19 protein-coding genes are annotated in these 23,717 nt (G+C 74.0%); 11 read left to right on the top strand and 8 right to left on the bottom strand.

The features are described from left to right. Window positions 1-57: 57 nt before the first annotated feature. Entirely contained in the window at window positions 58-504 is a 447-nt protein-coding gene (locus O7602_RS09985) for an SRPBCC domain-containing protein (protein ID WP_281588115.1), read from the bottom strand. 82 nt (window positions 505-586) lie between these two features. On the opposite strand from O7602_RS09985, the gene O7602_RS09980 reads away from it, so the two are divergent. Further along, on the top strand, window positions 587-1,390 hold the full coding sequence (locus O7602_RS09980) for an SAM-dependent methyltransferase (RefSeq protein ID WP_281588113.1): 804 nt from the start codon (window positions 587-589) through the stop codon (window positions 1,388-1,390). Here O7602_RS09980 and O7602_RS09975 read toward each other — a convergent pair. Next, window positions 1,363-2,637 carry a DUF885 domain-containing protein gene (locus tag O7602_RS09975; RefSeq protein ID WP_281588112.1) on the bottom strand — a complete coding sequence of 425 codons (1,275 nt, stop codon included), beginning with the start codon at window positions 2,635-2,637 and terminating at the stop codon, window positions 1,363-1,365. The two genes, O7602_RS09980 and O7602_RS09975, sit on opposite strands and share 28 nt — an antisense overlap. Before the next feature lie 203 nt (window positions 2,638-2,840). Here O7602_RS09975 and O7602_RS09970 point away from each other — a divergent pair, with 203 nt between their 5' ends. Beyond that, complete coding sequence (locus O7602_RS09970) at window positions 2,841-4,667, top strand: hypothetical protein (RefSeq protein ID WP_281588111.1); 1,827 nt, start codon at window positions 2,841-2,843, stop codon at window positions 4,665-4,667. 328 nt (window positions 4,668-4,995) lie between these two features. Here O7602_RS09970 and O7602_RS09965 read toward each other — a convergent pair whose 3' ends face one another. The 4 genes from O7602_RS09965 to O7602_RS09950 form a co-directional block, all read right to left on the bottom strand. Then, a complete protein-coding gene (locus tag O7602_RS09965) occupies window positions 4,996-6,081 on the bottom strand; it encodes a hypothetical protein (RefSeq protein WP_281588110.1) in 1,086 nt (361 codons plus the stop codon). Further along, on the bottom strand, window positions 6,065-7,840 hold the full coding sequence (locus O7602_RS09960) for a selenium-binding protein SBP56-related protein (protein WP_281588109.1): 1,776 nt from the start codon (window positions 7,838-7,840) through the stop codon (window positions 6,065-6,067). Before O7602_RS09960 ends, O7602_RS09965 begins: the two co-directional genes overlap by 17 nt. 170 nt (window positions 7,841-8,010) lie before the next feature. Further along, window positions 8,011-8,868 carry a methyltransferase domain-containing protein gene (locus O7602_RS09955; protein ID WP_281588107.1) on the bottom strand — a complete coding sequence of 286 codons (858 nt, stop codon included), beginning with the start codon at window positions 8,866-8,868 and terminating at the stop codon, window positions 8,011-8,013. 83 nt (window positions 8,869-8,951) lie between these two features. After that, the gene (locus tag O7602_RS09950; RefSeq protein ID WP_281588105.1) at window positions 8,952-9,836 is read right to left on the bottom strand and encodes a class I SAM-dependent methyltransferase; all 885 of its coding nucleotides are present in this window, start codon (window positions 9,834-9,836) and stop codon (window positions 8,952-8,954) included. Window positions 9,837-10,038: 202 nt separating this feature from the next. On the opposite strand from O7602_RS09950, the gene O7602_RS09945 reads away from it, so the two are divergent. From O7602_RS09945 to O7602_RS09920, 6 genes are read left to right on the top strand one after another with little or no spacing between them, the layout of a single operon-like run. Then, window positions 10,039-10,818: a sugar phosphate nucleotidyltransferase gene (locus tag O7602_RS09945; RefSeq protein ID WP_281588103.1), complete on the top strand. Its 780-nt coding sequence runs from the start codon at window positions 10,039-10,041 to the stop codon at window positions 10,816-10,818. 59 nt (window positions 10,819-10,877) lie between these two features. Next, complete coding sequence (locus O7602_RS09940) at window positions 10,878-12,116, top strand: cytochrome P450 (RefSeq protein ID WP_281588101.1); 1,239 nt, start codon at window positions 10,878-10,880, stop codon at window positions 12,114-12,116. A gap of 10 nt (window positions 12,117-12,126) precedes the next feature. Then, a complete protein-coding gene (locus O7602_RS09935; RefSeq protein WP_281588099.1) occupies window positions 12,127-13,239 on the top strand; it encodes a nucleotide disphospho-sugar-binding domain-containing protein in 1,113 nt (370 codons plus the stop codon). A gap of 7 nt (window positions 13,240-13,246) precedes the next feature. Then, window positions 13,247-14,425: a hypothetical protein gene (locus O7602_RS09930; RefSeq protein WP_281588097.1), complete on the top strand. Its 1,179-nt coding sequence runs from the start codon at window positions 13,247-13,249 to the stop codon at window positions 14,423-14,425. Then, window positions 14,422-15,549, top strand: coding sequence for a Nif3-like dinuclear metal center hexameric protein (locus O7602_RS09925; protein WP_281588095.1), 1,128 nt, complete (start codon window positions 14,422-14,424; stop codon window positions 15,547-15,549). The genes O7602_RS09930 and O7602_RS09925 overlap by 4 nt, the downstream gene beginning before the upstream one ends. Continuing rightward, window positions 15,543-17,471, top strand: a complete 1,929-nt coding sequence (locus O7602_RS09920) for a KedN5 family methylcobalamin-dependent radical SAM C-methyltransferase (RefSeq protein ID WP_281588094.1) — start codon at window positions 15,543-15,545, stop codon at window positions 17,469-17,471. The genes O7602_RS09925 and O7602_RS09920 overlap by 7 nt, the downstream gene beginning before the upstream one ends. 115 nt (window positions 17,472-17,586) lie before the next feature. Here O7602_RS09920 and O7602_RS09915 read toward each other — a convergent pair whose 3' ends face one another. After that, window positions 17,587-19,302, bottom strand: a complete 1,716-nt coding sequence (locus tag O7602_RS09915; protein WP_281588092.1) for an ABC transporter substrate-binding protein — start codon at window positions 19,300-19,302, stop codon at window positions 17,587-17,589. A gap of 229 nt (window positions 19,303-19,531) precedes the next feature. Here O7602_RS09915 and O7602_RS09910 point away from each other — a divergent pair, with 229 nt between their 5' ends. The 3 genes from O7602_RS09910 to O7602_RS09900 are packed head-to-tail and all read left to right on the top strand — an operon-like array spanning window position 19,532 to window position 22,100. Then, the gene (locus O7602_RS09910) at window positions 19,532-20,512 is read left to right on the top strand and encodes an ATP-binding cassette domain-containing protein (protein WP_281588090.1); all 981 of its coding nucleotides are present in this window, start codon (window positions 19,532-19,534) and stop codon (window positions 20,510-20,512) included. After that, on the top strand, window positions 20,509-21,360 hold the full coding sequence (locus O7602_RS09905; RefSeq protein ID WP_281588088.1) for an ABC transporter permease: 852 nt from the start codon (window positions 20,509-20,511) through the stop codon (window positions 21,358-21,360). The genes O7602_RS09910 and O7602_RS09905 overlap by 4 nt, the downstream gene beginning before the upstream one ends. Before the next feature lie 53 nt (window positions 21,361-21,413). Then, window positions 21,414-22,100 (top strand): class I SAM-dependent methyltransferase, encoded by a 687-nt coding sequence (locus O7602_RS09900; RefSeq protein WP_281588086.1) that lies wholly within the window; start codon window positions 21,414-21,416, stop codon window positions 22,098-22,100. Between the two features lie 46 nt (window positions 22,101-22,146). Here O7602_RS09900 and O7602_RS09895 read toward each other — a convergent pair whose 3' ends face one another. Further along, on the bottom strand, window positions 22,147-23,547 hold the full coding sequence (locus tag O7602_RS09895; protein WP_281588084.1) for an aminotransferase class V-fold PLP-dependent enzyme: 1,401 nt from the start codon (window positions 23,545-23,547) through the stop codon (window positions 22,147-22,149). Between the last annotated feature and the right edge of the window lie 170 nt (window positions 23,548-23,717).

Genomic DNA, 23,717 nt, shown 5'->3' with positions numbered 1-23,717 from the left:
GCGCACTATACCTATCACAACCGCGGCGATCGGGTCGGGTGACGGGGACAGCGCGTGTCAACCGGTCGCACCCGCCTTGTCGCCGCTCTCGACGAACTCACGGAGGTTGTCCAGGATCGGCGTCCAACCCGCACGCCACCCCTCGACCTCGTCCGGGCCGGAGAGCCGGTCGTGCACCAGGCGCAACCGCACCCGGTCGCCGGCCAGCGGCATCAGGGTGAAGGACACCCGGGTGTACGGGCCGTCCGCCGCGCCCTCCCCCAGCTCGTGCCGGAACGTGTAGGACAACAGCCGGGGCGGTTCGTGGACCGTCACGACGCCGGTGTCGGTCACCGTGTCGCCGTCGCCGTCGTAGAAACGGACCGGGGAGCCCGGCGTCCAGTTCGACTCGATCCGCCTGTCGAACCAGTAACGCCGGGTGACCCGGCCGTCGGTGAGCGCGCGCCACAGCCGCTCGGGAGTGGTGCGCAGGTCCATCTCGTGCACGAAGGCGGGCTCGGTCATCGTCGTCCTCCTCGGATCGATTTAACTTGTGCAATATATAGTGTGCTGGCGAGGCGTCGTCCCCATGAGCAGGAGGACCACCATGGAACATACGACCGAGGCGGACCCCGCCGGCCCGCGCCGCGCCCGGGTGTCCGGCGTGTACGACTACTACCTCGGCGGCGACCTCAACGACGAGGTGGACCGGGAGTTCGCGCGCCGGATGATGTCGAGCGTGCCGGAGGCGCCGGAGGTGGCGCGGCTCAACCGGGCCTTCCTGGCCCGGGCGGTGCGGCACTGCGCCCGCGCCGGGGTGCGCCAGTTCCTCGACATCGGGTCCGCCATCCCCCGCACCGGTCCGGTGCACGAGATCGCCCGGCAGGTGACGCCGGACGCCCGGGTGGCGTACGTCGACATCGAGGAGGAGGCGGTGGCGCACGGCCGGGCCCTGCTCGCCGGCGTCCCGGGCGTCACGATGACGCACGGCGACCTGCGGCGGCCGGACGAGGTGCTCGGGCACCCGGAGGTTCGCGCCCTGCTCGACCTGACCGAACCGGTCGCGCTGCTCATGCTGGGGGTCCTGCACTACGTCGCCGACGCCGACGGGCCGGGCGCGCTGGTGGCGGCCTACCGGGAGGCGGTGGGCCCCGGCAGCCACCTGGTGGTCTCGCACGGCACCGACGACGGGGCGCCCCGGCAGGTGCGCTCCATGGTGGACCTCACCACGGCGGGGCAGACCGACGCCTACATGCGTACCCGGGCCGAGGTGACCGCGTTCTTCGCCGGCTTCACGCTGCTGGACCCGGGTGTGGTCTTCCTGCCGCGGTGGCGGCCGGAGCCGACGGACACGCCGGCGTCGCCACGCGCGGCCGTGATGGCCTACGCCGGGGTGGGCCGGCTCGACTGAGCGACCGCCGGGGTGGGCTGAGCGACCGCCGGGGCCGGGAGGTCGACCGCCAGGTCCGCCGGCAGCATCGGCTCGACCAGCAGCCGATGGTAGCGGTCGGTCGCCGGATCGCCCGGCCCGCCGGCGTCCAACCAGTGCCGCACCAGCCGCGACCCTTCGATGTACGTGGTGGTGTACGCCCGCCAGAGCGGGTCGGTCAGGAACCTCAGCATCTGCCCGGCCCGCTCGTCGCTCACCAGCATCCACCGGGCCAGGAACGCGGCCACCTCGTCCGCCGGCCGGCCCTGGTCGTGCAGCATGATCGCGGCGTCCTGCCGGGCGGCGAGCAACCTCCCGAACGCGGTCTCGACCCGCTGGGCGCGTGCCCCGTCGAGGGCGAGACCGACCTCGGACAGCACCTCCGCCGTCCACCCGCCCCAGCGTTCGCCGAGCGCGACGTGGATCGCCTGTTCCGCCATCCCCTCGGCGATCAGGCACTGCGGCGTGTTGACAAGCGAGATCGACTGCTCCGCCCACCCCCGGTCGCGGACCAGCCCGGCCTCCTTGAGGCAGTGCTCGGCGTGGTGCCCGGGATACGCCTCGTGGGTGGCGACGAACGGCAGCGAGGTGATCCGGTGCCCGACGTCGGCGTTGAGCGCGACCCGGGAGCGCAGGCCGCCGAGATAGGTGTTGAAGGCGTTCCAGGGCCGGCCGGTCACCACCTCGAAGTCGACCCGCTCCCCGGCCGGCAGGGGGAACCTCGGCGCCAGCTCCGCGCGCAGCGCCGCGGCGACGGCGTGGACGGCGCCGCCGAGCCGGTCGACGGGCACCCGGTCCCGGCGGTGCGCTTCCACGAGCCGGTCCCGCAGCGGCCCGGAGCCGGGCAGTTCGGCGTCGAGTTCGGCGTGCGCGGCGGCGTACCAGTCCGGGTCGCGCGGGGCGATCCGGACCTGGAAGTACGACTCGATCTCGCGCCGGAAGGGCATCTCCTCCCCGGCCAGCCGCCGGCCCGCGCACTCCAGCGCGGTCAGCTGCGCGGCCAGGAAGCGACGCCGGACCGGCGCGAGCCCGCTGTCCGGCACCGCCGCGGCGACCTCCCGGGCCTGGCGGACCAGCTCCGTCGCGGTGGGCGGGGGCTCGTCCCGGACCTGGCGCTCCAACGCGGGGTCACCGATCCAGCAGTCCACGAAGCCGTCCACGAGTCGGCCGAACCGCAGCCCGAGCAGCAGGTAGTCACGCACGACGGGCGGCACCGGGTCGGTAGGCATGCACCCTCCTCGAAAAGCTATCCGAATGAGAAGCTCGACAAGGGCAGCGTGCCCGGAAAGCGCAGCACCGGTCAAGGATCGATACTTGACTCACGACACAGCGATATAAGATCCTATAGCTTGGTCGCGCAGGGGCAGGGATCCAGACCGACCACCGGTCCCGGCCGCGTCCGCCCACCCCGCCCCCGACCGTGGGAGGACCCGTGTCTCCAACCCCTCATCCGTCCCGCCGCCGCCTCGCCGCCGGCGTCCTCAGTGTGCTGCTCGTGCTCACCACCGACGCGCTCACCGGGGCGGCCGGAGGGCTCGGCGCCCCCGCGGTCGGGCCGGTCACCGTCACCACGTCGAGCGTGCGGGCGAACGACGGTCGCACGTACACGGTCACCAACCACCTGACCCGCGACGCCCGCCGCAGCCCGGTCCGGCGGAAGTGGCTGCTGGTCTGGGCCGGTGACACCGGACCGGACGCCACCGGGAGCGCCGCCGCCACCGGGTCCGGCCACCACGCCGCCGCCACCGGCCCGGAGGGGCAGGGGCCCGACTTCCTGGCCGTCGTCGACGCCACCAAGGGCTCACCGAGCTACGGGCGGGTGGTCAACACCGCCACCCTCGACCCGCTGCGCGCCAACGAGCCGCACCACCTCCAGTACGCCTGGCACAAGGGCGACAAGGTCTACGCGGGCGGCATCCTCTCCGACACCACGTACGTCTTCGACGTGGCCCGGCTGCCGGAGGTGCGGCTGTCCGGGGTCAACACCGCCGGGGACACCCCGTGCGGGTCGGTTCCCGACGCCTACGCGGTGCTCAAGGACGGCACCGCGTACGGCACGTACATGGGCGGACCGGACATCACCGGGCCGTGCCGCTACACCAACGGCCAGGTGCGCGTCGGCAACGGGTACGCCGGCTCGCCCGGCGAGATCGTCCGGATCGGCCCCGACGGCCGGACCCTGAGCGAGGCGCCGGCGATGGCGGCGGCCGGGGAGAGCACCGCGTGGTGCCCCAACCGCCCCGCCCTGCCGAAGGCGACCTGCGCCAACCCGCACGGCATCGCGGTCCGGGAGGACCTGAACCGGATGGTGGTCAGCGACTTCGCGGAGATTCGCAACTACCTCGACAAGCCCGACGGGGAGTTCGACCCGTACCTCATCCGCAACACCGTGCGGATCTTCGACATCTCCAAGCGCAACGACCCGCGCCTGGTGTCGGTGACCCACATGCCGACCGGCCCCCGCGAGGAACAGCTTCCCGTCTTCGAGGAGGAGAAGCTCTTCATGGAGACGGCGGTCGCCAACCAGCGCCGGAACCGGGGCGCCTTCGCCTCCACGATGTGGGGTGGCGCGGTGTTCTACACCCCGGACATCACCGCCCGGACGCCCGCCTGGCGGGAGGTCTTCGACGACACCACCGCCTACCGTCGCTTCGACACCAGCGGCCTGCTCAGCGGCGCCGGTGACGGCGGCAGCTGGTTGCAGCTCAGCCCGGACGACCGGTTCCTCTTCCACACCGTGATGGGCGTGCAGCTCGGCGGAGACCGGGACATCACCAGCGGCATGGTCTACGTCCTGGACGTCGGCAGACTGATGGCCGCGGGGAAGGACCCGCGCTGCCGGATCGACACCACGCCGGAGATCACCGGGGGCGGCGCCGAGGCGGACTGCCCGGCCCTGGTCGACGTGCTGCCCATCCGCGACGTCACCAACGGTGGCCCGCACTGGGCCGCGATGGACACGTTCGCGCAGAGCGGACGGCGCGGCGTCTACCGGGAGACCGGCAAGGTCGAGCGGATCGCCACCGCCAACTACTTCCTGGCCCGGCTGGGTGGCGACGGTGACCACCGGGTCTGCATGGTCGACGTGGCCCGCTCGGGCCACCTCTCCCTCGACCCGTCGTTCCGGGACGAGAACACCGGCGCCGAGTGCGTCAACTTCAACCGTCAGGTGTGGCCGCACGGGGCGTACGGCGACGCCCGGCCGCACGGGGTGCTCTTCGCGGTGGCCGACGAGGACATCCGGGGCGGCCGTCCCTGACACCGACCGCGCCGCCGCCGTGCCCGGTCCGGGCACGGCGGCGGCGCCGTGCCGGCCGCCGTCCCGGCTCGTCGGCGGCGCCGTGCCGTCCGTCCCGAGTGCGGCTCGTCGCCGGGACGGCAGTGGGCCGAGGGCTGCCCCGGGGCCGATGCGGGGCTGAGCCCGGGACCGGTGCGGGGTCGGCAGGGGGTCGGCCGCTCCCGGGATGCGGAACCACCGGCGAGCGAAACGGACCGGCCCGGGTCACGGGCGACCGCACTCGGGCGCACCGGGAGCGGAACCGGGCCCGACCGCGAGCGAGAACGGCCGGGGCCGGAACCGGACGGGATCAGCCGGCGTCCAGGCCCCTGGTGACCGGGGTGACCGTGCCGCCGGGCAGCCAGGCGGTGCCGTGGTGCCCCGCGTGGCCGGGCATGCTGCCCGGCACGGTCAGCCGGGCCGCCGCGTAGAGGCGTACCGGACCGGTGAGGTGCCCGCCGGTCGCCTCCAGGTATGCCTGGTAGCCGCCCGCGCTGGGCGGGACGCCGGGGGCGAGCGCCCCGAGTGCGCCGAGGTATCGCTGCGGGCCCGGTTCGATCGGGCCGAACGCCAGCGCCAGCACCTGCCCGACGGGCTGGTCGAGCACCGGCCCGTGCAGCAGCCACGGCGCGAGGTAGGCCCCGAACGGGGCGGTCCGCCGTCCCGCTGACACGTCGGCGAGCGTACGCCGGGCCAGGTCCCAGCCGGCGACGATCACCAGCGGGCCCCGACCGGTGGGTGAGACGGTGATGCCCTGCCGCCCGGCCTCGGCCGTCACCGCCGCGGTCGCCTCGCGGGAGCGGGGCGACTCGTCGCCGATGACGGTGATCGTGTCGACGGCCCGGCCGGCGATGAACCGGACGGCGGCGACCAGGGCGGACCGGTCGGGTACGCCGAGACGCTGCGCCGGGCAGGTGGTGACCGGCGCGGGCCGTCCGGCGGCGAGCCGGCCCAACTCGGCCGTGGCGCACTCCGGCCCGTCGGGGCCGGTCAGCTCGTCGGGGGCGCGGGGCCCGGTGCCGACGGGCACGGTGAGCGCCATGGTCCGCCCGGCCCGGCCGACCCAGAGTTGGCGGTGTCCCGCGGCCAGTTCCACGGCCGCCCAGGCGCCCTCGGTGCCGGGACGGGTGGTGGCCGGCACGAGGCGGTCGGGGGTGGCGCCGACGCTCCACCCCTCGGCCGGGACGCGCACCAGGTTGCGCCCCGGCCGGCCGGGCACGACCAGCACGGCCCCGGGCTCACCGAGGTCCACCTGCCGCAGCACCGGCAGCCCGACCGGCTCGGCGGTCGCCGGCGCGGACGCCGCGGTGACAGTGGTCAGGACGGCGGCGACGACGAGCAGCCCGGACGCGAGCCGGCGGGCGCGCCGGCCCGCCGGCTCAGTGGAGGTCGGCATCGGCGACGACGAACAGGACCCCGTGGGGTCGGGCGTTTCCGGTCGCGCCGTGCGGCCACTGGGCCCGGTTGAAGCTGACGCAGGGCAGGTCGGAGTATTCGTCGCGGAACGTGCTGTCAAGCGTCGGCCGGCCGTTCCGCGCGATGTCGATGAGGCAGACCCGGTGGTCGCCGTCGATCCCCGACTGGCCCACGAAGTAGTTGGAGGTGGCAACCCGGTCGATCCGCTCCTGTTCGCGCAGCTTGCCGCCGCGGCCCGGCGTCGGACCGAAGTTGTCGACGGCGCCCCAGTGCGGGCCGACGCCGACAAGTGGCGACACCGCGTCGCGCAGCGGCACGACGCCCATCAACGCCGGGCAGTCCGGCTCGACGCCGCCGGTGCTCACCTCGGCCACCGTGTCGATCTTGCAGCGGACGTCGCGACCGGCCGCCAGCAGCTTCTGAATGTCCAGGACGTAGAGCATCCCGCTGTTGACGTCCCGTGGCTGGCGCGGGTCGGAGCCCATCACGGCGTGGAACAGGAACCGGTCGTCGAGACTCACCTGCAGCCAGCTCCCGCCGGAGTTCGAGCCGGTGAGCAGCCCGGTGGTGTCGAAGGCACGGTACGCGGTGGTGTCGTCGAAGATCTCCCGCCACTGCGGGTTCTTGACGGTGATGTCCGGCGTGTAGAAGATCGCGCCACCGGCCATGGTGGAGGCGAAGACACCCTTGTGCCGGCGCTTGTGGGTGACGGCGTTCTCCATCACCATCCGGGGCTCGGAGAAGGCCGGGAGCTGGTCGACGCGAGGCCCCTCCGGCAGGTGTGAGACGGAGCGCAGTCGGGGCGCGTTGCGGTTCTTGATGTCGAAGGTCCGGATCGTGTCCCGGAGCAGGTAGGGATCGACCACCTCGCTCGTCGGGTCGAGGTAGTTGCGCGCCTCGGCGAAGTCGCTCACCACCATCAGGTCGAGGTCCTCCCGGACCTGGATGCCGTGCGGGTTGGCGCAGGTCGCCGGGGTCACCTGCGGTTTGCTTCCGCAGGTGCCGGTGCTGTCCCCCTCCGGCCGGTCCGCCGGGATCTCGGCCAGGGTGCGCCCGTCCGGCCCGATCCGGACCACCTCGCCCGGCGTCCCGCCGAAACCGTTGCCGTTGCGGACCTCCCCGTTGGGATATCGGCAGGGCCCGGCGACGTCCGGACCGCCCATGTAGCTGACGTACGCGGTGCCGTCGTCGAGCACCCAGGAGGCGTCGGGCAGGGAGCCGCAGGGGGTGTCGGCGGACAGGTTGATGCCGACGAGCTTGATCTGCGGAAGCCTGCTGGCGTCGAGCACGTAGGTGATGTCACTGAAGATGCCGTGCGCGAAGAGCCGCTGACCCTTGTGCCAGATGTACTGGAGGTGGTGCGGCTCGTTGCCGGTCACCGGCGACATGGTGACGGTGTTGACCACCTTGCCGTAGTCGGGCGAGCCCTTGGTGACGTCGATGACGGCCAGGAAGTCGGGGTCGCCGGTGGTGCCGACGGCCGCGTGGTGCGCGCCTGTCGACGTGGCGGACGCGGCCGAGCCGGACGGTGTCTCGTCGCCGGCCCAGGCGAGCAGCCACTCCTTCGGGGTGTGGTGCCGAGACGGCCGGGCCTCGCGGACCAGATGGTTGGTCGCCGTGTAGGTGCGCCCGTCGGTGCCGACCACACTGGAGGTGAGCAGGTCGACCGGGGCGGCTTGGACGCGGGGTTGGTCCGACAGCGCGAGCACCACGGCCGCGATGGTCAGGACCGCCGCCAACCGGACAAGGAATCGACGATTGTGGACTGCTGTGAGCACGGCTTCTCCCGCTCGTCGGAGGGCAGCGTCGGCGCCGCGCCGGTGGCGGTCGCCGCTGCCGCGGAGGCATGGACGAACCCAAATCGCTACCCGATATTAAACTGATGCGTCGCTCAGCGGAAGGTGGGCGCTCAATCCGGCCGCCGTCCGCAGACCACCAGGACCTCACCGGTCGGGCGGACCGGCCCGTCCGGGAAGGCGGCGCCGAAGGTGCGTACCGCGTCCTCGTGGATCGCCCGCCGGGTCTCGGGCGGCAGCGATTCGAGCAGCGGGATGAACGGGCCCGCCGTCCGGGCGAAGAACTCCCAGGCCGAGGCCGGGTCCGCCGCCTCGAAGATCGGCGACTCGAAGACCTCGGTCCGCAGGTCCACGAAACCCGCCTCGGTGAACAGGTGGACCAGCTCCTTCAGCGAGGAGAGGCCGACCGGGCCGGAGTCGTCGTCCGGCGCCTTCTCGGGCAGCGGCACGTGCCGGCTGACGATGCCGTTGGTGAGCTGGAAAGGCATGCAGCGTTCGGCGGCGCCGAGGGTCATGGCCACGAACCGCCCACCGGGACGCAACGCCCGCCGCACCGCCTCCATCGCGCCCGCCCGGTCCGGCATGTACTGCAGGCCGGCCCGGCAGGTGGCGGCGTCGAAGCTCCCGTCCGGCACCCCGAGGGTTGTCTCGTCCGGGATCACGCGGAACTCCACGTTGCCGACGTCCAGCCCGGCCGCCACCGACCGGGCGCCGTCCACCATGGCCTCGACCAGGTCGAGGCCGAGCACGTGCCCACCCGCCCCGACCCGCGCGGCGACGTCGAGCGCCGGGTTGCCGACCCCGCACGCCAGGTCGAGCACGCGCTCGCCCGGCCGCAGGTCGGCCAGGCGCACCATGGCCTCGGTGATCGGGCGACCCGGTTCGACGAAGTTGGCACGGTGGTCCCGCCACGCCCCGGCGCACAGCGTCCACTCGGTGATCTGTTGCGCTCGGACAGCCTGCGAGTTCATCTCGACCTCCGGAAGGGGTGGGGCGGCCGGGCGGCCACCGGGGCGGCGGGACCGGGCCGGGCACGGCGGCGCCGGCCGGACGGTCAGGACGACTTGTCGGCCACCGCGCTGAGCAGCAACACGGTGGAGGGAAGCTGGACGGTGCCGTCGGCCGCCACGTGCTCCCCGGCCAGCCGGGCCACCTCGGCCCAGAGTCGCGGGTCGTCGGCCGAGCCGAGCCGGTCGCGCAGCATCGCCAGGACCGGAGCGGGCAGCATCGCCTTGGTGTAGGCGACGAACGTCTCCGGCGACTCGAGCCAGAACGGGGCCCGGAACCGCTCGACGCGCACGTCGACGAAGCCGGCCTCGGTCAGCTCCGCGTGGCAACGCTCCGGATCGGACATCGCGTACGGGCCCGGCGCGTCCGGCGGTGGCGGTGGCGGTGGCGTGGAGCCCTGGACGACGGGCACGATGGCGCGGAACGCCAGGCCCACGGCCGGTGCCTCGTCGGCGGGACCCCAGACGGCGGCGGCCAGCCGCCCGCCGGGCGTCAGGAGACGGCGCAGCGCGCGCAGCGCGGCGGCCCGGTCCGGCAGGAACATCAGCGCCCAGCGGCTGAGCACCGCGTCGAACGAGTGCTCCGGCAGGTCGAGGTCGGCGAGGTCACCGACCTCGAAGCGGGCCTGCGGCAGCTCGACGGCACGGCGACGGGCAATCTCGATCATCGCCGGGGAGATGTCGAGGCCGAGCACCTGTCCGTCCCGGCCGACGATCCGCGCGGCGGACAGGGCCGGCTCGCCGCAGCCACTGCCCACGTCGAGGACCCGGTCGCCGGGTCGCAGGTCGGCCGCGTCCAACAGCCCGCGGGTCACCGGCGCGCCGCCGCGCTCGAAGCTCTCCCGCCAGGCCTGCCAGCCCTCGCTCACCGAATCCCAGGTCTGCCGTTGCTGCTCGATGACGCTCGCCCGGTCGGGCACCGGCATGGTCATGGTCTCCCCTGCTCGTCGGCGTGGACGCGGCCACCGGGCCGCAGAAAGGGTCGTCGGGCGCCGGACGTGGACCGGCGGCGCGACCGCGGCCTGGCCGCGACGGACAGCTTCACTCTAGTCACGTGGAGCCACCCTGTGCTAGTTGTTCTTCAAGCGTCTACTCAGGACCGCTTCGGGTCCGGCCGCGGAAAGGGGAAGCCCCGTGCCCACTCCTCCACGCCCCGATCCGACCCCGGTCGGCGTGCTCCTCGCCGGCGGTCGCGGCACCCGACTCGCCCCGCTCACCGACCGGACGAGCAAGCAGTTGCTGCCCGTCGGCGGGCGGCCGTTGGCCGCGCGGGTGATCGACCAGTTGACCGCCGCCGGCGTACGCGACGTGCTGGCGGTGATCGACGACCGGCACGCCGACGCGTTCCTGGGCACGCTGCGCGACGGTCGCGACCTGGGTCTGCGCAGCCTCGCGTACGTCTGGCAGCCGCCGACCGGCCTGGGCATGCCCTCGGCGATCGCCCAGGTCGAGCCGCACGTCGGCGACCGGCCGATCGTGGTGATCTGCGGTGACCTGCTGCTGGAGGCGGACCTGACCGGGGCCGTCGCCGACTTCCTCGACCAGCCCGACGGCGCCCGGCTGCTCGCCACCCGGGTGCCGGACACCGCCGGCCACACACCGCTGCGCGTGGCCGAGGGCCGGGTGCTCGACCTGGGCGACAAGGACCCGCACCGGCACCGGCCCGGGCTGATGGAACTCGGGGTCTACCTCTACCGACGGGACGTCTTCGACGAGATCCGCGCGCTGCGCCCGTCGGCGCGCGGCGAGACCGAGATCTGGGAGCTCAACCGCCGGTACGCCCGCCGCGGCCGGCTGCGCTGCACCGAGGTGACCGGCTGGTGGTGCGACGTCGGCGGGAGCCTGGCGGACTACCGGGAGGCCGACCGGCGGTACGCGCCCCGACAGCCGACGGTCCCGACCGGACCTCGTTGACACTATATGTTTCGATAGTTAGGCTCCTCGAACGGCTCTCGACAGGCAGGAGTTGCGCCGTGAGCATCCGCCCCGACGCCATCACTGGGAACGTCGCCGCCGAGCAGGTCTTCCTCGGCTTCCTCGACAGTCCCGCGGACGACGAGCCCATCGCGCAGTACCACTGGCTGCACGAACACGCGCCGGTCTTCACGACCACCACCGGGATGGTCGTGCTCACCCGTTACGACGACGTGGACCTCGCCCTGCGGCACCGCGCCCTGGGCCGCGGCGACGAGTCGGTGCAGCACCTCACCGACCTGCCACCGCAGCTGGTCGAGCCGGTGATGGCGCTCTGGAAGCGCACCATGGTCTTCGCCAACCCGCCGCTGCACACCCGGATGCGCCGCCCGGTCGCCGCCGCGTTCACCCCCCGCCACGTGGAGGAGCTGCGGGCCCGGATCGTCACCCGGATCGAACGGCTCCTCGACGAGCTGACCGGCGGGTCCGAGGTGGACTGGGTCCGGGCGTTCGCCTCGCCGTTGGGCACCGGCGTGGTCGGGGACATGCTCGGCGTGCCCGAGCCCGACCGGCCCGAGCTGGCCCGGCTGTCGCCCGAGTCGATGAAGGTCTTCGACCCGATGACCGCCAGCACCGACCTGCCGGCCGCCGCCGAGGCGGTGATCGACATGGCCGACTACTTCGGCGACCTGGTCGACGACCGGCGCCGCGAACCGGGCCCGGACGTGGTGAGCCGCCTCGCGGGCGCGCTCGACGACGGCTCGCTGGAGCGGATCGAGGTGGTGGCCGCCTCGGCCAACCTGCTCAACGCCGGCAGCGACACCCTGGTCAACCTGCTCAGCAACGCCATGTACGCGCTGCTGACCAACCCTGGGCAGCTCGACGCGCTGCGCGACCTGCCGCCCGCGCTGCTGCCCCGCGCGGTGGAGGAACTGGCCCGCTGGGACCCGCCCCTCAACCTCAACCCGCGGACCGCCCTGGAGCCGTGCACGATCGCCGGCGTCGACCTCACGCCCGGCCAGATCGTCATCGGTGTGCAGGGCGCGGCCAACCGGGACCCGTCCCACTACACCGACCCCGACCGGCTCGACCTCGCCCGCGACGAAGGACCCTCGCTCTCCTTCGGCGGCGGGGTGCACTACTGCCTCGGCGCCCACCTCGGCCGTCTCGTGCTCGGCGAGGTGCTGCGCGTCCTGGGCGCCACCGGCACGACCGTCGCCGCGGCCGGCACCGCCCGCCGACGCCCCGGGCACAACCTGCGCGGATTCCAGTACCTGCCCGTCACTCTGACCCGGTGAGGAGACCGCCGTGCGCGTGCTGTTCCTGTCCACCCCCCTGGCCAGCCACCTCTACCCGATGGTGCCGCTGGCCTGGGCGCTGCGGGCCGCCGGCCACGACGTGGCGGTCGCCACCACCGGCCCGGCGCTGTCGGTCGCGTCGTCCGGGCTGGACGTGGTCGACTTCGACCCGGACGGGCGCTGCCCCTCGCTGGCCCAGATCAACGCCACCCGCCCGGACATCGTGGCCCAGCGGGCCACCCGCATCGACGACGGCATGGTGCTGCTGATCGAGGCGACCCGGCAGTACGTCGACCGCATGATCGAGGTGGCCGGTCGCTGGCGCCCCGATCTCGTGGTGCACTCCCAGCTCCAGGGCGGCGGCCCGCTGGCCGCGGCGACGCTCGGCGTGCCCGCCGTCGAGCACGGGTCGAGCCTGCTGCGCACCGGCGACTTCTACGAGCGGCTCGACCAGCTCGTCCCGGAGACCTTCACGGCGTACGGCCTGACCGGCCTGCCGGAGCGGCGGGCCCTGCTCGACGTCGCCCCGCCGAGCATGGTGGTCGCCCACCCGGGCGCCTGGCCGATGCGGTACGTGCCGTACAACGGCGGTGGCGTGCTGCCGGTCGACCTGACCGTGCCCACGGACCGGCCGCGGGTCGCGGTCACCATCGGCACGAACATCATGGCGCCGAAGATGGCGCAACTGCTGTCCGGGCTGTACGCCGCCGCGGCGGGCGTCGACGCCGAGTTCGTCGTCCTGCTCAGCGGGATCGACGAACCCGCCGACGACGTGCCGGACAACGTCCGGGTGGTGCGTGACTGGCTGCCGCTGCGAGCCCTGCTCGGCACCTGCCGGCTCATCGTGCACCACGGCGGCGCCGGTTCCATCCTGGCCGCGCTGGACGCCGGCGTGGCGCAGCTCGTCGTGCCCTCCGGCGCGCCCAGCTACATCCAGGCCGACGCGGTCCGCGAGCGTGGCGTCGGGGTCACGGCGACGGCCGACGAGGTCGACGCCGACCTGCTCGACGGGGTCCTCGGCGACGAGAAGCTGCACGACGCCGCGGCCGAGGTGCGGGACGAGATGGCGGGCATGCCGCCGCCGGCCGCCGTGGTGTCCCGGTTGGTCGAGCTGGCGTCCTGAGCCGGCCATGACCGACACCCCGACACGCCGGACCGTGGCCACCGAGTCCCGGCCGGCGACGACGCGACGGCCGCCGGACCTCACCGGGATCACCGTGTTCCGGGCCGCGGTGGAGGTCCGCGACCGGATCACCGTGACGGCGCACGGGCAGCCGTACCCGGTGTCCCCGGTCTCGGCCGGCTTCGTGGCGCTGCGGGCGGACCGGCTCACGCCCGGCCATCGCACCGCCGCCGACGCGCTGCGCCTGGCGCGGCCGGTGGCGCTGGTCGGGCCGGCCGCCGGGCCGGCCGCCGCGCTGGCCCGGGCCACCGACAGCCACCTGTCGAGCACGGACGCGCCGCAGGAGGTGCACTTCCTCACCCCGCGCCGGTTCGTCGCGGACCGGGCGGCGGCGATCCGCCGCCGGCAGACCGGGCGACCCGAGGCGGGCCTGCCGCCGCAGCGGGTCGCCGCGCTCGGCGTCGGCCCGAGGCTGTACGGCACCGGCGAGGAGCTGCGGGCGGCGCTGAGCCGGGCGCGGGCGGTGGTGGCCACCGACTGGACCTTCGACACCACGCTGCCGGCGGCCGGGTTGCGACTGCCCGCCGGCGCGACCCGGCACGTGGTGCCCTACGACATCACCGACTACGACCGGACCATCCGGGGCGCCGACGCGGCGCTCACCGCGTTGCAACGCGCCGGCGTGGACGAGGTGGCGCTGCTCGTCGAGGGCAACCCGGACACCCTGGACGTGCTCGACGGGGTGGGCCTGACCCATCGGACGCTGGAGCTGGTGCCGGGCGTGCCGGTCGCGGTCGCCGCCGCCGGCGCGGTCACCGCCCATCTGCGCCCGTACCCGTTCGAGTCGGGGCTGGCGTACCTGTCCGGGTTGCCGGGACGGCACGGGCAGAGCAAGCGGCAGTTCCTCGCCGAGCTGTCCTGCTACCTGGCCGGCGGGCTGGCCTGCGTGCTGGTGGAGATGACCTTCAGTGACCTCGCCTCGGCCGTCGAGGCGATCCGCCGGGCGCCGGTGACGAAGACCGTGGTGGTGCTTGCCGACTACGCGTCGCCGTCGGCCCGGATCCGGGTGGCACACGCCCGCTCGCCGGAGGACGTCCGGGCCGTCATCGCCTCGGGCCGGGGCGTGCTGAGCACGGTGCTGGTCTTCGACGACCCGGCCGGGGACCTGGCGAAAGCGCTGCGGTGAGCGGCCCGGCCACCGTGCACGACGCGGTCGACCTGCTGGACCGACGTCATCCCACCGACCTCGCCGATCCGGCCGACCGGGTCGGCCTGCTCGCCGGACGGCCGGACAGCCCGCTCCGGCGGGTGCTGCTGGCGGTGGACGCGGTCGCCGCGACGGTCCACGAGGCCCGGGCCGAGGGCGCCGACCTGCTGGTGACGCACCGCCCGCCCACGCCGGACACGGTGGCTCACGCCGAGGCGGCCGGCCTCGCGCTCTACACCGCGCACAGCAACGCGGCGGTGGCCCGGCCCGGGGTGTCCGACGCGCTCGCCGCCGTACTCGGGCTCGGCCCCACCGAGCCGCTGGTGCCGGTCCCCCGCCGGCGGGACGTGCTCGTCGTGTTCGTGCCGCTGAGCGGGGTGGAGCGGCTGATCGACGCGGCTGCCGCGGCCGGGGCCGGGGTGATCGGTGACTACCGCCGGTGCGCCTGGTGGACCGCGGGCACCGGCACGTTCGTGCCGGCCGTGGGGGCGCGACCGGCGGCCGGGACGGTGGGCCAGGTGAGCCTCGCCCCGGAGGCCCGGGTGGAGATGACGCTGCCGCGGAGCCGCCGGGCCGAGGTCCTGGCCGCGGCGCGGGACGCCCACCCGTACGAGGAGCCCGCGTGTTACCTGTTCGAACTGGCCGAGCTGCCCGACGGGCACGGACACGGGCGGGTGGGTGAGCTGCCCCGGGCGATGTCGGCCGGGGAGCTGGCGGGCCGCTGGGGCGGCGCCGTCCGGGTGGCCGGCGACGCCCGCCGTCCGCTGCGGACGGTGGCGGTCTGCGCGGGGGCGGGCGGGCGGTTCGTCGAGGCGGCCACCGCCTGCGGGGTGGACGCCTACCTCGCCGGCGACCTCGCCGCCGCCGCCGGCCCGCCGGTGCTGCTCGACGCGGGTGGATGGGCCACCGTCCGGCCCTGGCTGGGGGCGCTGGCGCGGACGATCGCGGCGGAGTTCCGCGGCCGGTTGCCGGTCCGCGTCTCCGCGCGGGACACCGACCGGTGGTCACTGCTCGGGCCGCGGCCGGAGACCGGCGACCCGGTCCACGCCGACGGACCGGCGTGGCCGGACGGGGTACGCCCGAGCGGGGAGCGGTCGTGCTGAGCATCGGCCTGCTCCAGCAGGGCGCCTGGGACACGCCGCTGGAGTCGATGCCGCTCGCGGCCGGCTACCTGCGCGCCGTCCTGGCGGCCGACCGCGACCTGAGCGCGGAGACGGACGTCCGGATCCACAACTTCCGCGGCGGCGTGCCGCTGATCCGGATGGCCGCCAGCCTCTTCGCCGCCCCGCCGCCGGACGTGCTCGCCTGTTCCGTGCTCGGCTGGAACTACCGCGCCTTCGGGGCGCTGGCCGAGACGTACAAGCAGTTGCGCCCGGACGGGTGTGTGGTCTTCGGCGGCAACCACGTCGCCCACCAGGGCGCCCGGGTGCTGCGTGAGCACCCGGCGGTGGACGTGGTGGTCGACGGCGAGGGCGAGATGACGTTCCGGGAGCTGGTCCGCGTCCTGCTGGAACGGACGTACCCGGAGGGCCTGTCGCAGGTGGCCGGCCTGACCTACCGGCTGCCGGACGGCGCCGTGGCCCGTACGCCGGACCGGGTCCGGCTGTCCGACCTGGACGTCGTCCCCTCCCCGTTCCTCACCGGCGCACTGCCGATGACCGACGCCGCCGGGCGTTTCCGGTACGACGTGGCGCTGATGGAGACCAACCGGGGCTGCCCGTACAAGTGCGCCTTCTGCTACTGGGGCGGAGCGGTCGGGCAGCGGGTGCGGGCCTTCTCCCGCGAGCGCCTCGCCGCGGAGCTGGACTGCTTCGGCTTCCACCAGGTGCCCACCGTGGTGCTCTGCGACGCGAACTTCGGCCTGCTCGCCGGCGACGAGGAGTTCGTCGAGGATCTGATCCGCACCCGCGAGCGACGCGGCTACCCGCGGGCGGTGGAGACCTCCTGGGCGAAGAACAAGTCCGACCGGTTCCACCGGATCGTGCGGGATCTGCGCCGGCACGGCTTCCAGAGCTCGTTCACGTTGGCCCTGCAGAGTCTGTCGGATGTGGCGCTGACCGGCATGCGGCGGCGCAACATGCGGGTCAACGAGTGGGAGAACCTCGCCGACTGGCTGGTCCGGGAGGGGCTCGACTGCTACGCCGAGCTGATCTGGGGCGCTCCGGGCGAGACGGTGGAGAGCTTCCTCGCCGGGTACGACCGGCTGGCCGCCCGGGTGAGCCGCATCGCCGTCTATCCCATGCTGCTGCTGCCCAACACCACCTACGCGGAGCAGCGCGCGCGGCACGGCCTGGTCACCGTACGGGGCGAGCGGGACGACTTCGAGTACGTGCTGTCCAACGACGAGGCCGATCTCGGCGAGCACCTGGCCATGCACCGGTTCATCTACTTCGCCCGGCTGCTCGGCGAGCACCAGTTCCTGCGGCACGTGTGGGCTCCGGCGCGACTGGTCGCCGGACTCCGCCAGTCGGAGCTGATCCGCTCGCTGGCGGCCTGGTGGGAGGCGGCCGACGACCCCGACGTGTGCGCCTTCCTGCGGGACGTGCCGACGATCGCCGAGTCGGCCGCGGTCTCCGCCGGGCTGCGCCGGATGTACGCCACCCCGGCGGTGGACCGCGCCGCGGCGGATTGGTGGGAAACCGCTGTGGTGCCGCGCTTCCCGCCCGCCTGGCGGGCGTTCGCCGCGGAACTGTACGAGTTCGAACGGCTCAGCCGCCCGCGCTACGTGGTGCCGGGTGATCCGCCGCCGGACGCCTGGACCGTGCGGACCGACCGGGCCGGACCGGTGTACGTCAGCGCCCCGGTGTCCTTCGCCCATGACGTGCCGGCCGTCCTGGCCGCCCTGCACCGGGGCGAGGTCGCGCCGCCGGCCCGGCGCCGTACCGTGCTCCGGTTCGAGGCGGCCGTCGGCTTCCACGCCCAGTGCGACAACCATGAGACGGCGACGCACTTCGTCGCGCGTCCACTGGCGCCGTCGGGCCGGGCACCGGCCGGCGCCGCCACGACCGGAGTCGACCGGCCGTGACGTCGCGCCAGGGTCGGCGGGCCCCGGCCGAGCGGCCGTCGGCCCGTGCCGTCGTCGGCCCGTGCGCGGCCCTGCGGCCCTGGCCGGACGGGCGTACGAACGGCCGGGCACCGGGTCAGCCGGTGTCGTCGGCCAGCCAGACGTTCGTCAGGTCCACCCGGTGCAGGTGCGGCAGGAAGCGCACGTTGCGTACCCGGGGCGAACGGCCGGAGCGCGGCGCGACGGCCGCCGCGACAAGCGGGATCACCGGCAGGTCCCGAAGGACGGCGAGGTCGAACCGGTGCCAGCGTTCGTCCGCCCGACCGGGGTCCGCCTCGGCGCGGGCCTGCGCCAGCAGCCAGGCGATCCGGGCCGAGCGGTAGCCACCGTAGTTGCGTCCGCCGGCGACGTCGTCGGCGACCATCGACCGTAGTTCCTGCCCGGGATCGGCACATCCGTCGGGCGTCCAGTCGCAGAGCGCGACGTCCCACCGTCCGGCCCGGCCGGACGCCGGGTCGAGGAGCAGGTCGTGCAGGTCGCCGTCGCGATGGACGGTGGTCCGCGCCGTGATGCCGGCGGCGGCCAGGTTGGCGGTGAGGATCTCGGCGGCCTCGCGCCGGCGGGGGTCGTCGGGCACCGCCACCGTCAGCCGGGGGCGGGCGCCGGGGCCGAGCGTGCCCAGCGCCGCCCGGGACGCCTCGGGGTCACCCCGGTGGTACGGGGTCGGCCAGGGATCGTACCGGCGGTGGCCCGGCAGGCCGGGCGGGATGAGGCCGTGCTGGAGGCGGTACGGCACGCCGGGCGCCGCGAGCGCCTCGGCGACGGCCAGCCGGTCGACGGCGAGCGCCACCGCCCGGCGTACCGCGTGCCGGCGCGGGCCGGCGGGGCGGTCCGGTCCGCGCAGGTTGAACACCAGGTAGGCGTCCAGCCCCCAGGTCGCGGCGGAGCCCGAGCCGACGCCGGTCGTGTGCCGCGCCCAGCTCAGGTCGACCGCGCCCGACGCCAGGGCGGCGGCGTCGAGTTCGTCGGGGGTGGCGTCGCCCCGGGCCTCGATCCGGTCGACGAACCGGGCCCGCAGCGGGTCGCCGGCCGGGTCCCAGGCCGGGTTGTGCGCCAGTCGTACCGCGCCGGTGTCGGTGCGCCCGACCGGCCGGAACGGGCCGGTGGAGCGGGGCGCGGCGGCGCCGGGCAGGTGGGCGTCGTATTCGGCGGGGACCGGTGCGAGGCCCACGTCGGCCAGCAGCCGGACGAGGTCCACCGGCCGACGCAGCCGGAACACCAGGGTGTACGCGTCGATGACGCGTACGCCGGGGATGTCGTGCCGGTCGGCGAACTCGGCGCACCCGGCGGCGGTGGGGCGGACGGGCCCGCCGGCGTGGCGGGCCGCCGCGTGGTATTCGGCGAGGCCGACGACGGCGTCGGCCAGCGGTGCGATCGCGGCGGCGCGGGCGGCCGGGCCGGCGATCCGCTTCAATCCGCGCAGCACGTCGGACGCGGTGACCGGGCGGGGCGGGGTGGTGTCCCAGCGGACGTCGGGCCGGAGCCGGACGATCCACCGGAGACCGTCGGCGCTCACCGCGTCGCCGGCCCGGCTGGGCAGCTCGGCGGCGAGGTCGGGCACGGGCGGGACGTGCCGGTCGGCGGGCGGGAGGACCGCCGCCGCCGGCCAGGCGAAGAGCTGGCGGGTGGTCGCCCAGAGCAGTTGCCGGGTGGCCGGGCCGTGCGCGGTGGCCGGGTCGAGCGGCTCGATCCGTTCGGTGGTGTGCAGGCGCAGGGTCCCGCCGTAGGCCGGCTCGGTCGGGTCGGGGTGACGTGCCGGGACGGGGCCACGGATCCGGTCCACCAGGGACATCGGGCCCACTCCTCCCGCCGCTTTCCGGCGCACCGCACCGCAGTTCACTATAGACAACATATAGCAATTGGTGGTCCGCCGCGATCATCGGCGCTCACTCGACGCTCGCGGAGCGTGGCGTTGCCGTGGCGATGCGATGATCTCTGTTACTATCCTTTAGTCAACAGCCGCGTCGAGACCGCATCCGTGCCCGGCGCGGCCGTTCTGCGACCCGACCGGAAGGACCACCGTGGGCCCGAGCGCCGACCTGGCCATCGAGACGAGTGACCTCACCAAGACGTTCGGCACCACCCGGGCCGTCGACGGCGTCGACCTGAGCGTCGAGACCGGCACCGTCTTCGGGTTCCTCGGGCCCAACGGCGCCGGCAAGACGACGACCATCCGGATCCTGTCCACCCTGACCCGTCCCGACTCGGGGACGGCCCAGGTCTTCGGGCTCGACGTGGTGCGGCAGGCGGAGGCGGTGCGCGCCCGGATCGGCCTCACCGGGCAGTACGCCTCGATCGACGAGGACCTCACCGGCCGGGAAAATCTGATCCTGCTCGGCCGGTTGCTCGGCCATCCGTGGCCGCGCGCCAGGTCCCGGGCCGACGAGCTGCTCGCCGCGTTCGACCTCACCGAGGCCGCCGGCCGCTCGGTGAAGACCTACTCGGGAGGCATGCGCCGCCGCCTCGACATCGCCGCCAGCGTGATCGTGACCCCGGATCTGCTCTTCCTCGACGAGCCGACCACCGGGCTGGACCCGGCCAGCCGCAACCAGGTGTGGGACGTGGTCCGCGACCTGGTCGAGGCGGGCACGACCGTGCTGCTCACCACGCAATACCTGCACGAGGCGGACGTGCTGGCCAACCGGATGGCGGTCATCGACCAGGGTCGGGTGATCGCCCAGGGCACGCCGGCCGAGCTGAAGTCCTCCGTCGGCTCCGCGACGTTCCAGGTGCGACTGCACGACGCCGAGCAGCGCGCCGAGGCCGAGCGGCTGATCGGTTCGGTGCTCGCCGCGGCGGCCCATCCGGGCGGCGATCCGGCGACGCTCACCGTCTCGGTGGCCGAGCCCGACCGCGCCTCGCAGGCACTGGCCGAGCTCGCCGCCGCCGGCATCGCGGTCGACGACTTCTCCCTCGGCCGGCCCAGCATGGACGAGGTCTTCCTGGCTCTCACCGGCCACCGCGCCGAGGCCGACCGCACCACCAACGAGGAGGTCGCATGAACCCGACCCGGACGGTGGAGTCCGCGCCGTCGACCGCCGGCACGCCCGTCACCGCGACACTGCTGTCCCGTGACCGGCCGGCCCGCCCCGGTCCGCTGGCCGCCTCCGTCGCCTTCGCCTGGCGGGCGCTGGTGCGGGTCCGTCGCAACCCCCAGCAGCTCTTCGACGCGGTCGGGTTCCCGGTGATGACGACGCTTGTCTTCACCTACCTGTTCGGCGGCGCGCTGGCCGGCTCCACCCGGGAATACCTGCAGCACCTGCTCCCCGGCATCGTGGTGCTCTCGGTGGTGATGATCAGCATGAACACCGGTGTGGCGCTCAACGTCGACATCAGCAAGGGCGTGTTCGACCGTTTCCGGTCGATGTCGCTCTGGCAGCCTTCCGTCCTGGTCGGCTCCCTCCTCGGCGACCTCGTGCGATACGCGGTGGCGGCCACCGTGACCGTCCTGGTGGGACTGGCGCTGGGCTTCCGGCCGGCGGACGGCCTGCGGGGCGTCGTCGTCGGCATCCTGCTGGTGGTGATCTTCGCGTTCAGCCTGGCCTGGGTCTGGACGGCGCTCGGCCTGGCCGCCACCAAGCCCGAGATCGTGATGAACGTCAGCGGGCTGGCCGTGTTCCCGTTGCTGTTCCTCAGCAACATCTTCGTCGGCCCGGACACCATGCCCGGTTGGCTCCAGGCCGCCGTCGGCGTCAATCCGATCACCAGGGCGGTGACCGCGGTGCGACACGCCATGGCGGGCACGCTCACCGCCGGTGACCTCACCGGCTACGCCGTCGCCTGCGCGGCGCTCATCCTGGTCTTCGGCTCGATCACGGGGGTGCTCTACAACCGGCGACGCCAGACCTGACGTCGCCCACCCGGTCCGGCCGGGCACCGGCCGGCGGTCCCGAGGAGGTTGCCGTGTCCTCATCCACCACCGAGTCCGCCCGGCCACCAAGCACCGACGACGATCCCACAGGTGAGCGTCGCCTGCTCGTCGCGTTCCTCGGCGATCTGCGGGGCCGAGCGGTGCTGGACGTCGGCTGCGGTGATCCGGCCGTCACGGCGTACGCCCTGCGCGGGGGCGCACACAGCTACGTCGGTGTCGCCCCGGACGAGGAACGCGCCGAGCGGGTCCGACGACTGCTCGACCCGAACGTGGGCCACGTCCGGGTCCGTGACCTCAACCGGTGGTCCGGGCGGGACGGCTCGCCCCGGGTGGACGTGGTGGTCTCCCGGCACGCGCTCCACCAGGTCCGCAACCTCCCCCGGTTGCTGGCCGCCGTGCAACACGACCTGGTGCCCGGCGGCCGGCTGGTCTTCTCCGTGCCGCACCCGATGGCCACCGCGGTCGTCGGCAGCGCACACGGACGCGGCTGGCTGCGCACCGCCGACTACTTCCGGGAGGGCGAGCGGCCGACGACCGAGGCGCTGCCGGGGCCGGCGCCCTGGCACCGGACGTTGGAGACCTACCTGCGCGAGCTGCGGCTGAACGGGCTTCGGCTGGACGAGTTCAGCGAGGGACTGGCCGGGATGGACCACACCGCCGGTCCCTGCGGCCCGGGTGACGGCCCACGCTGGGCGGCGTTCCGCTGCGTCCGGGTCTGACCGGTCGGGCCGCCCGGCCGGGGTCGGTCGGGCGGCCCGGTGCCGCTCAGTCCATCGCCTCGGTCAGCTTGATCATCGAGTCGACCGCGTGGTCGATCTCCTCCCGGTTGTTGTAGAGGTGCGGGGCCAGCCGGATGGCGAACCGCTCGGTGTCGGAGCCGCGTACGGGGAAGAACGTGAACCGGAGGTTCACCCCGTACTCGTCCTCCATCCGTTGCTCGAACTCGACGAACCGGTTCATGTCCAGGGCGTGTTCCGGGTCGCGGAACGGCTGGAAGGCCACCATGCCGCAGTGCAGCCGCTCGTCGTGCAACGGGCTGAACAGCGCCGACTCGCCCCAGTGCTCGGCGACGCGGTGCTTGAGGTGGCGGCTCAGGCCGTGCACGTACCGCTGGATGTTCTCCTGGCCGATGGACTGGAAGATCTCGCAGGCGGCCTGGAGCGCGGGCCCCCGGGACAGGTCGGCGGACCCGGTCTTCTGAACGAACGTGCCGATGTCGTACGTCGGTTCCCGCGTGGTGGTCCGCGGCGGCAGCTCACCGTCGATCGGGTACCAGAGCGAGATGACCGGCCAGAACGTCGGCAGGGGCAGTGGGTTGTATTCGGGGAGCACCTTGTTGCGGGCGTAGAGGATGCCGGTGCCCATCGGCCCGCACTGATACTTCGACCCCGAGCCGCTGAGGAAGTCGACGCCCATCTCGTGCAGGTTCAGCGCGAACTGGCCCGGCAGGTGCGCGCCGTCCACCACGCTGATCAGACCGTGCCGGTGTGCCAGTTCGGCGAGTGCCCGGTTGGGCATGGTGGTGCCGACCGTGAACGTCACCGCGGCCCACTGGAGCACCCGGGTCCGCGGGGTGATCGCCGCCTCGAACATCTCGACGATCTCCTCGGCGGACTGGTCCGGCCCGAGTTTCGGGGTGAGCTTGCGGACCACCACGCCGCGCCGGTTGTGCAACAGGTTGAGCGGCGCCTGCATCGTGTAGCACTCGTGGGTGGTGGTGACGACCTCGTCGCCCGCGCCGAGGTCGAGGCCGTTGAGGATGCGCGAGTTGCCGTCGGTGGCGCCCTGGACGATGGCGATCTCGTCGGGGTCGCAGCCGTAGGCGGCGGCCAGCACCGCCCGCGGCTCGTTCATGGTGGTCGGCGGATACGGGTCGCGGGGATGCCGGGCGAAGTCGTAGTCGGCCAGCTTGAGCATCTCCAGCACCCGCTTCGGGGCGGACCCGATGGTGCCGACGTTGAGGTGGCTCAGGGCGGGGTCGATCGGAAAGAGGTCGCGGACCTGCCGCCAGGTCGTCTCGTCCTCAAGCGGCCCCCTGGGCACCTCCGGGAAGCGGGGTCCGGCCGCGCCGACCGCCGCTGCCGCCCGGCTCGCCTCTGCCTCGGTGCGCTGGCGGGCCAGCACCGCGGCGATGGACTCGTTCTTCGCGCTGGTCTCCTGGGTCACGGGATTCCCTCCGTCGTGGGAGCCGACGGCGACCGCCATTCACTATCGCTTTAGGCAGTCACCGAGGGGCATGACTCGCATTTGCCGCGATCACACGCCCCAGAGATTTACTATCGTATAGTCTATGCATCGATGGACGCCTAGACCCGGTGGCGGCCCGTCCGCCGACG

Origin of the sequence: Micromonospora sp. WMMD1128 (assembly GCF_027497235.1) — a bacterium.
Classification (GTDB): domain Bacteria; phylum Actinomycetota; class Actinomycetes; order Mycobacteriales; family Micromonosporaceae; genus Micromonospora.
This window is presented reverse-complemented; position numbering and strand designations above follow the sequence as displayed.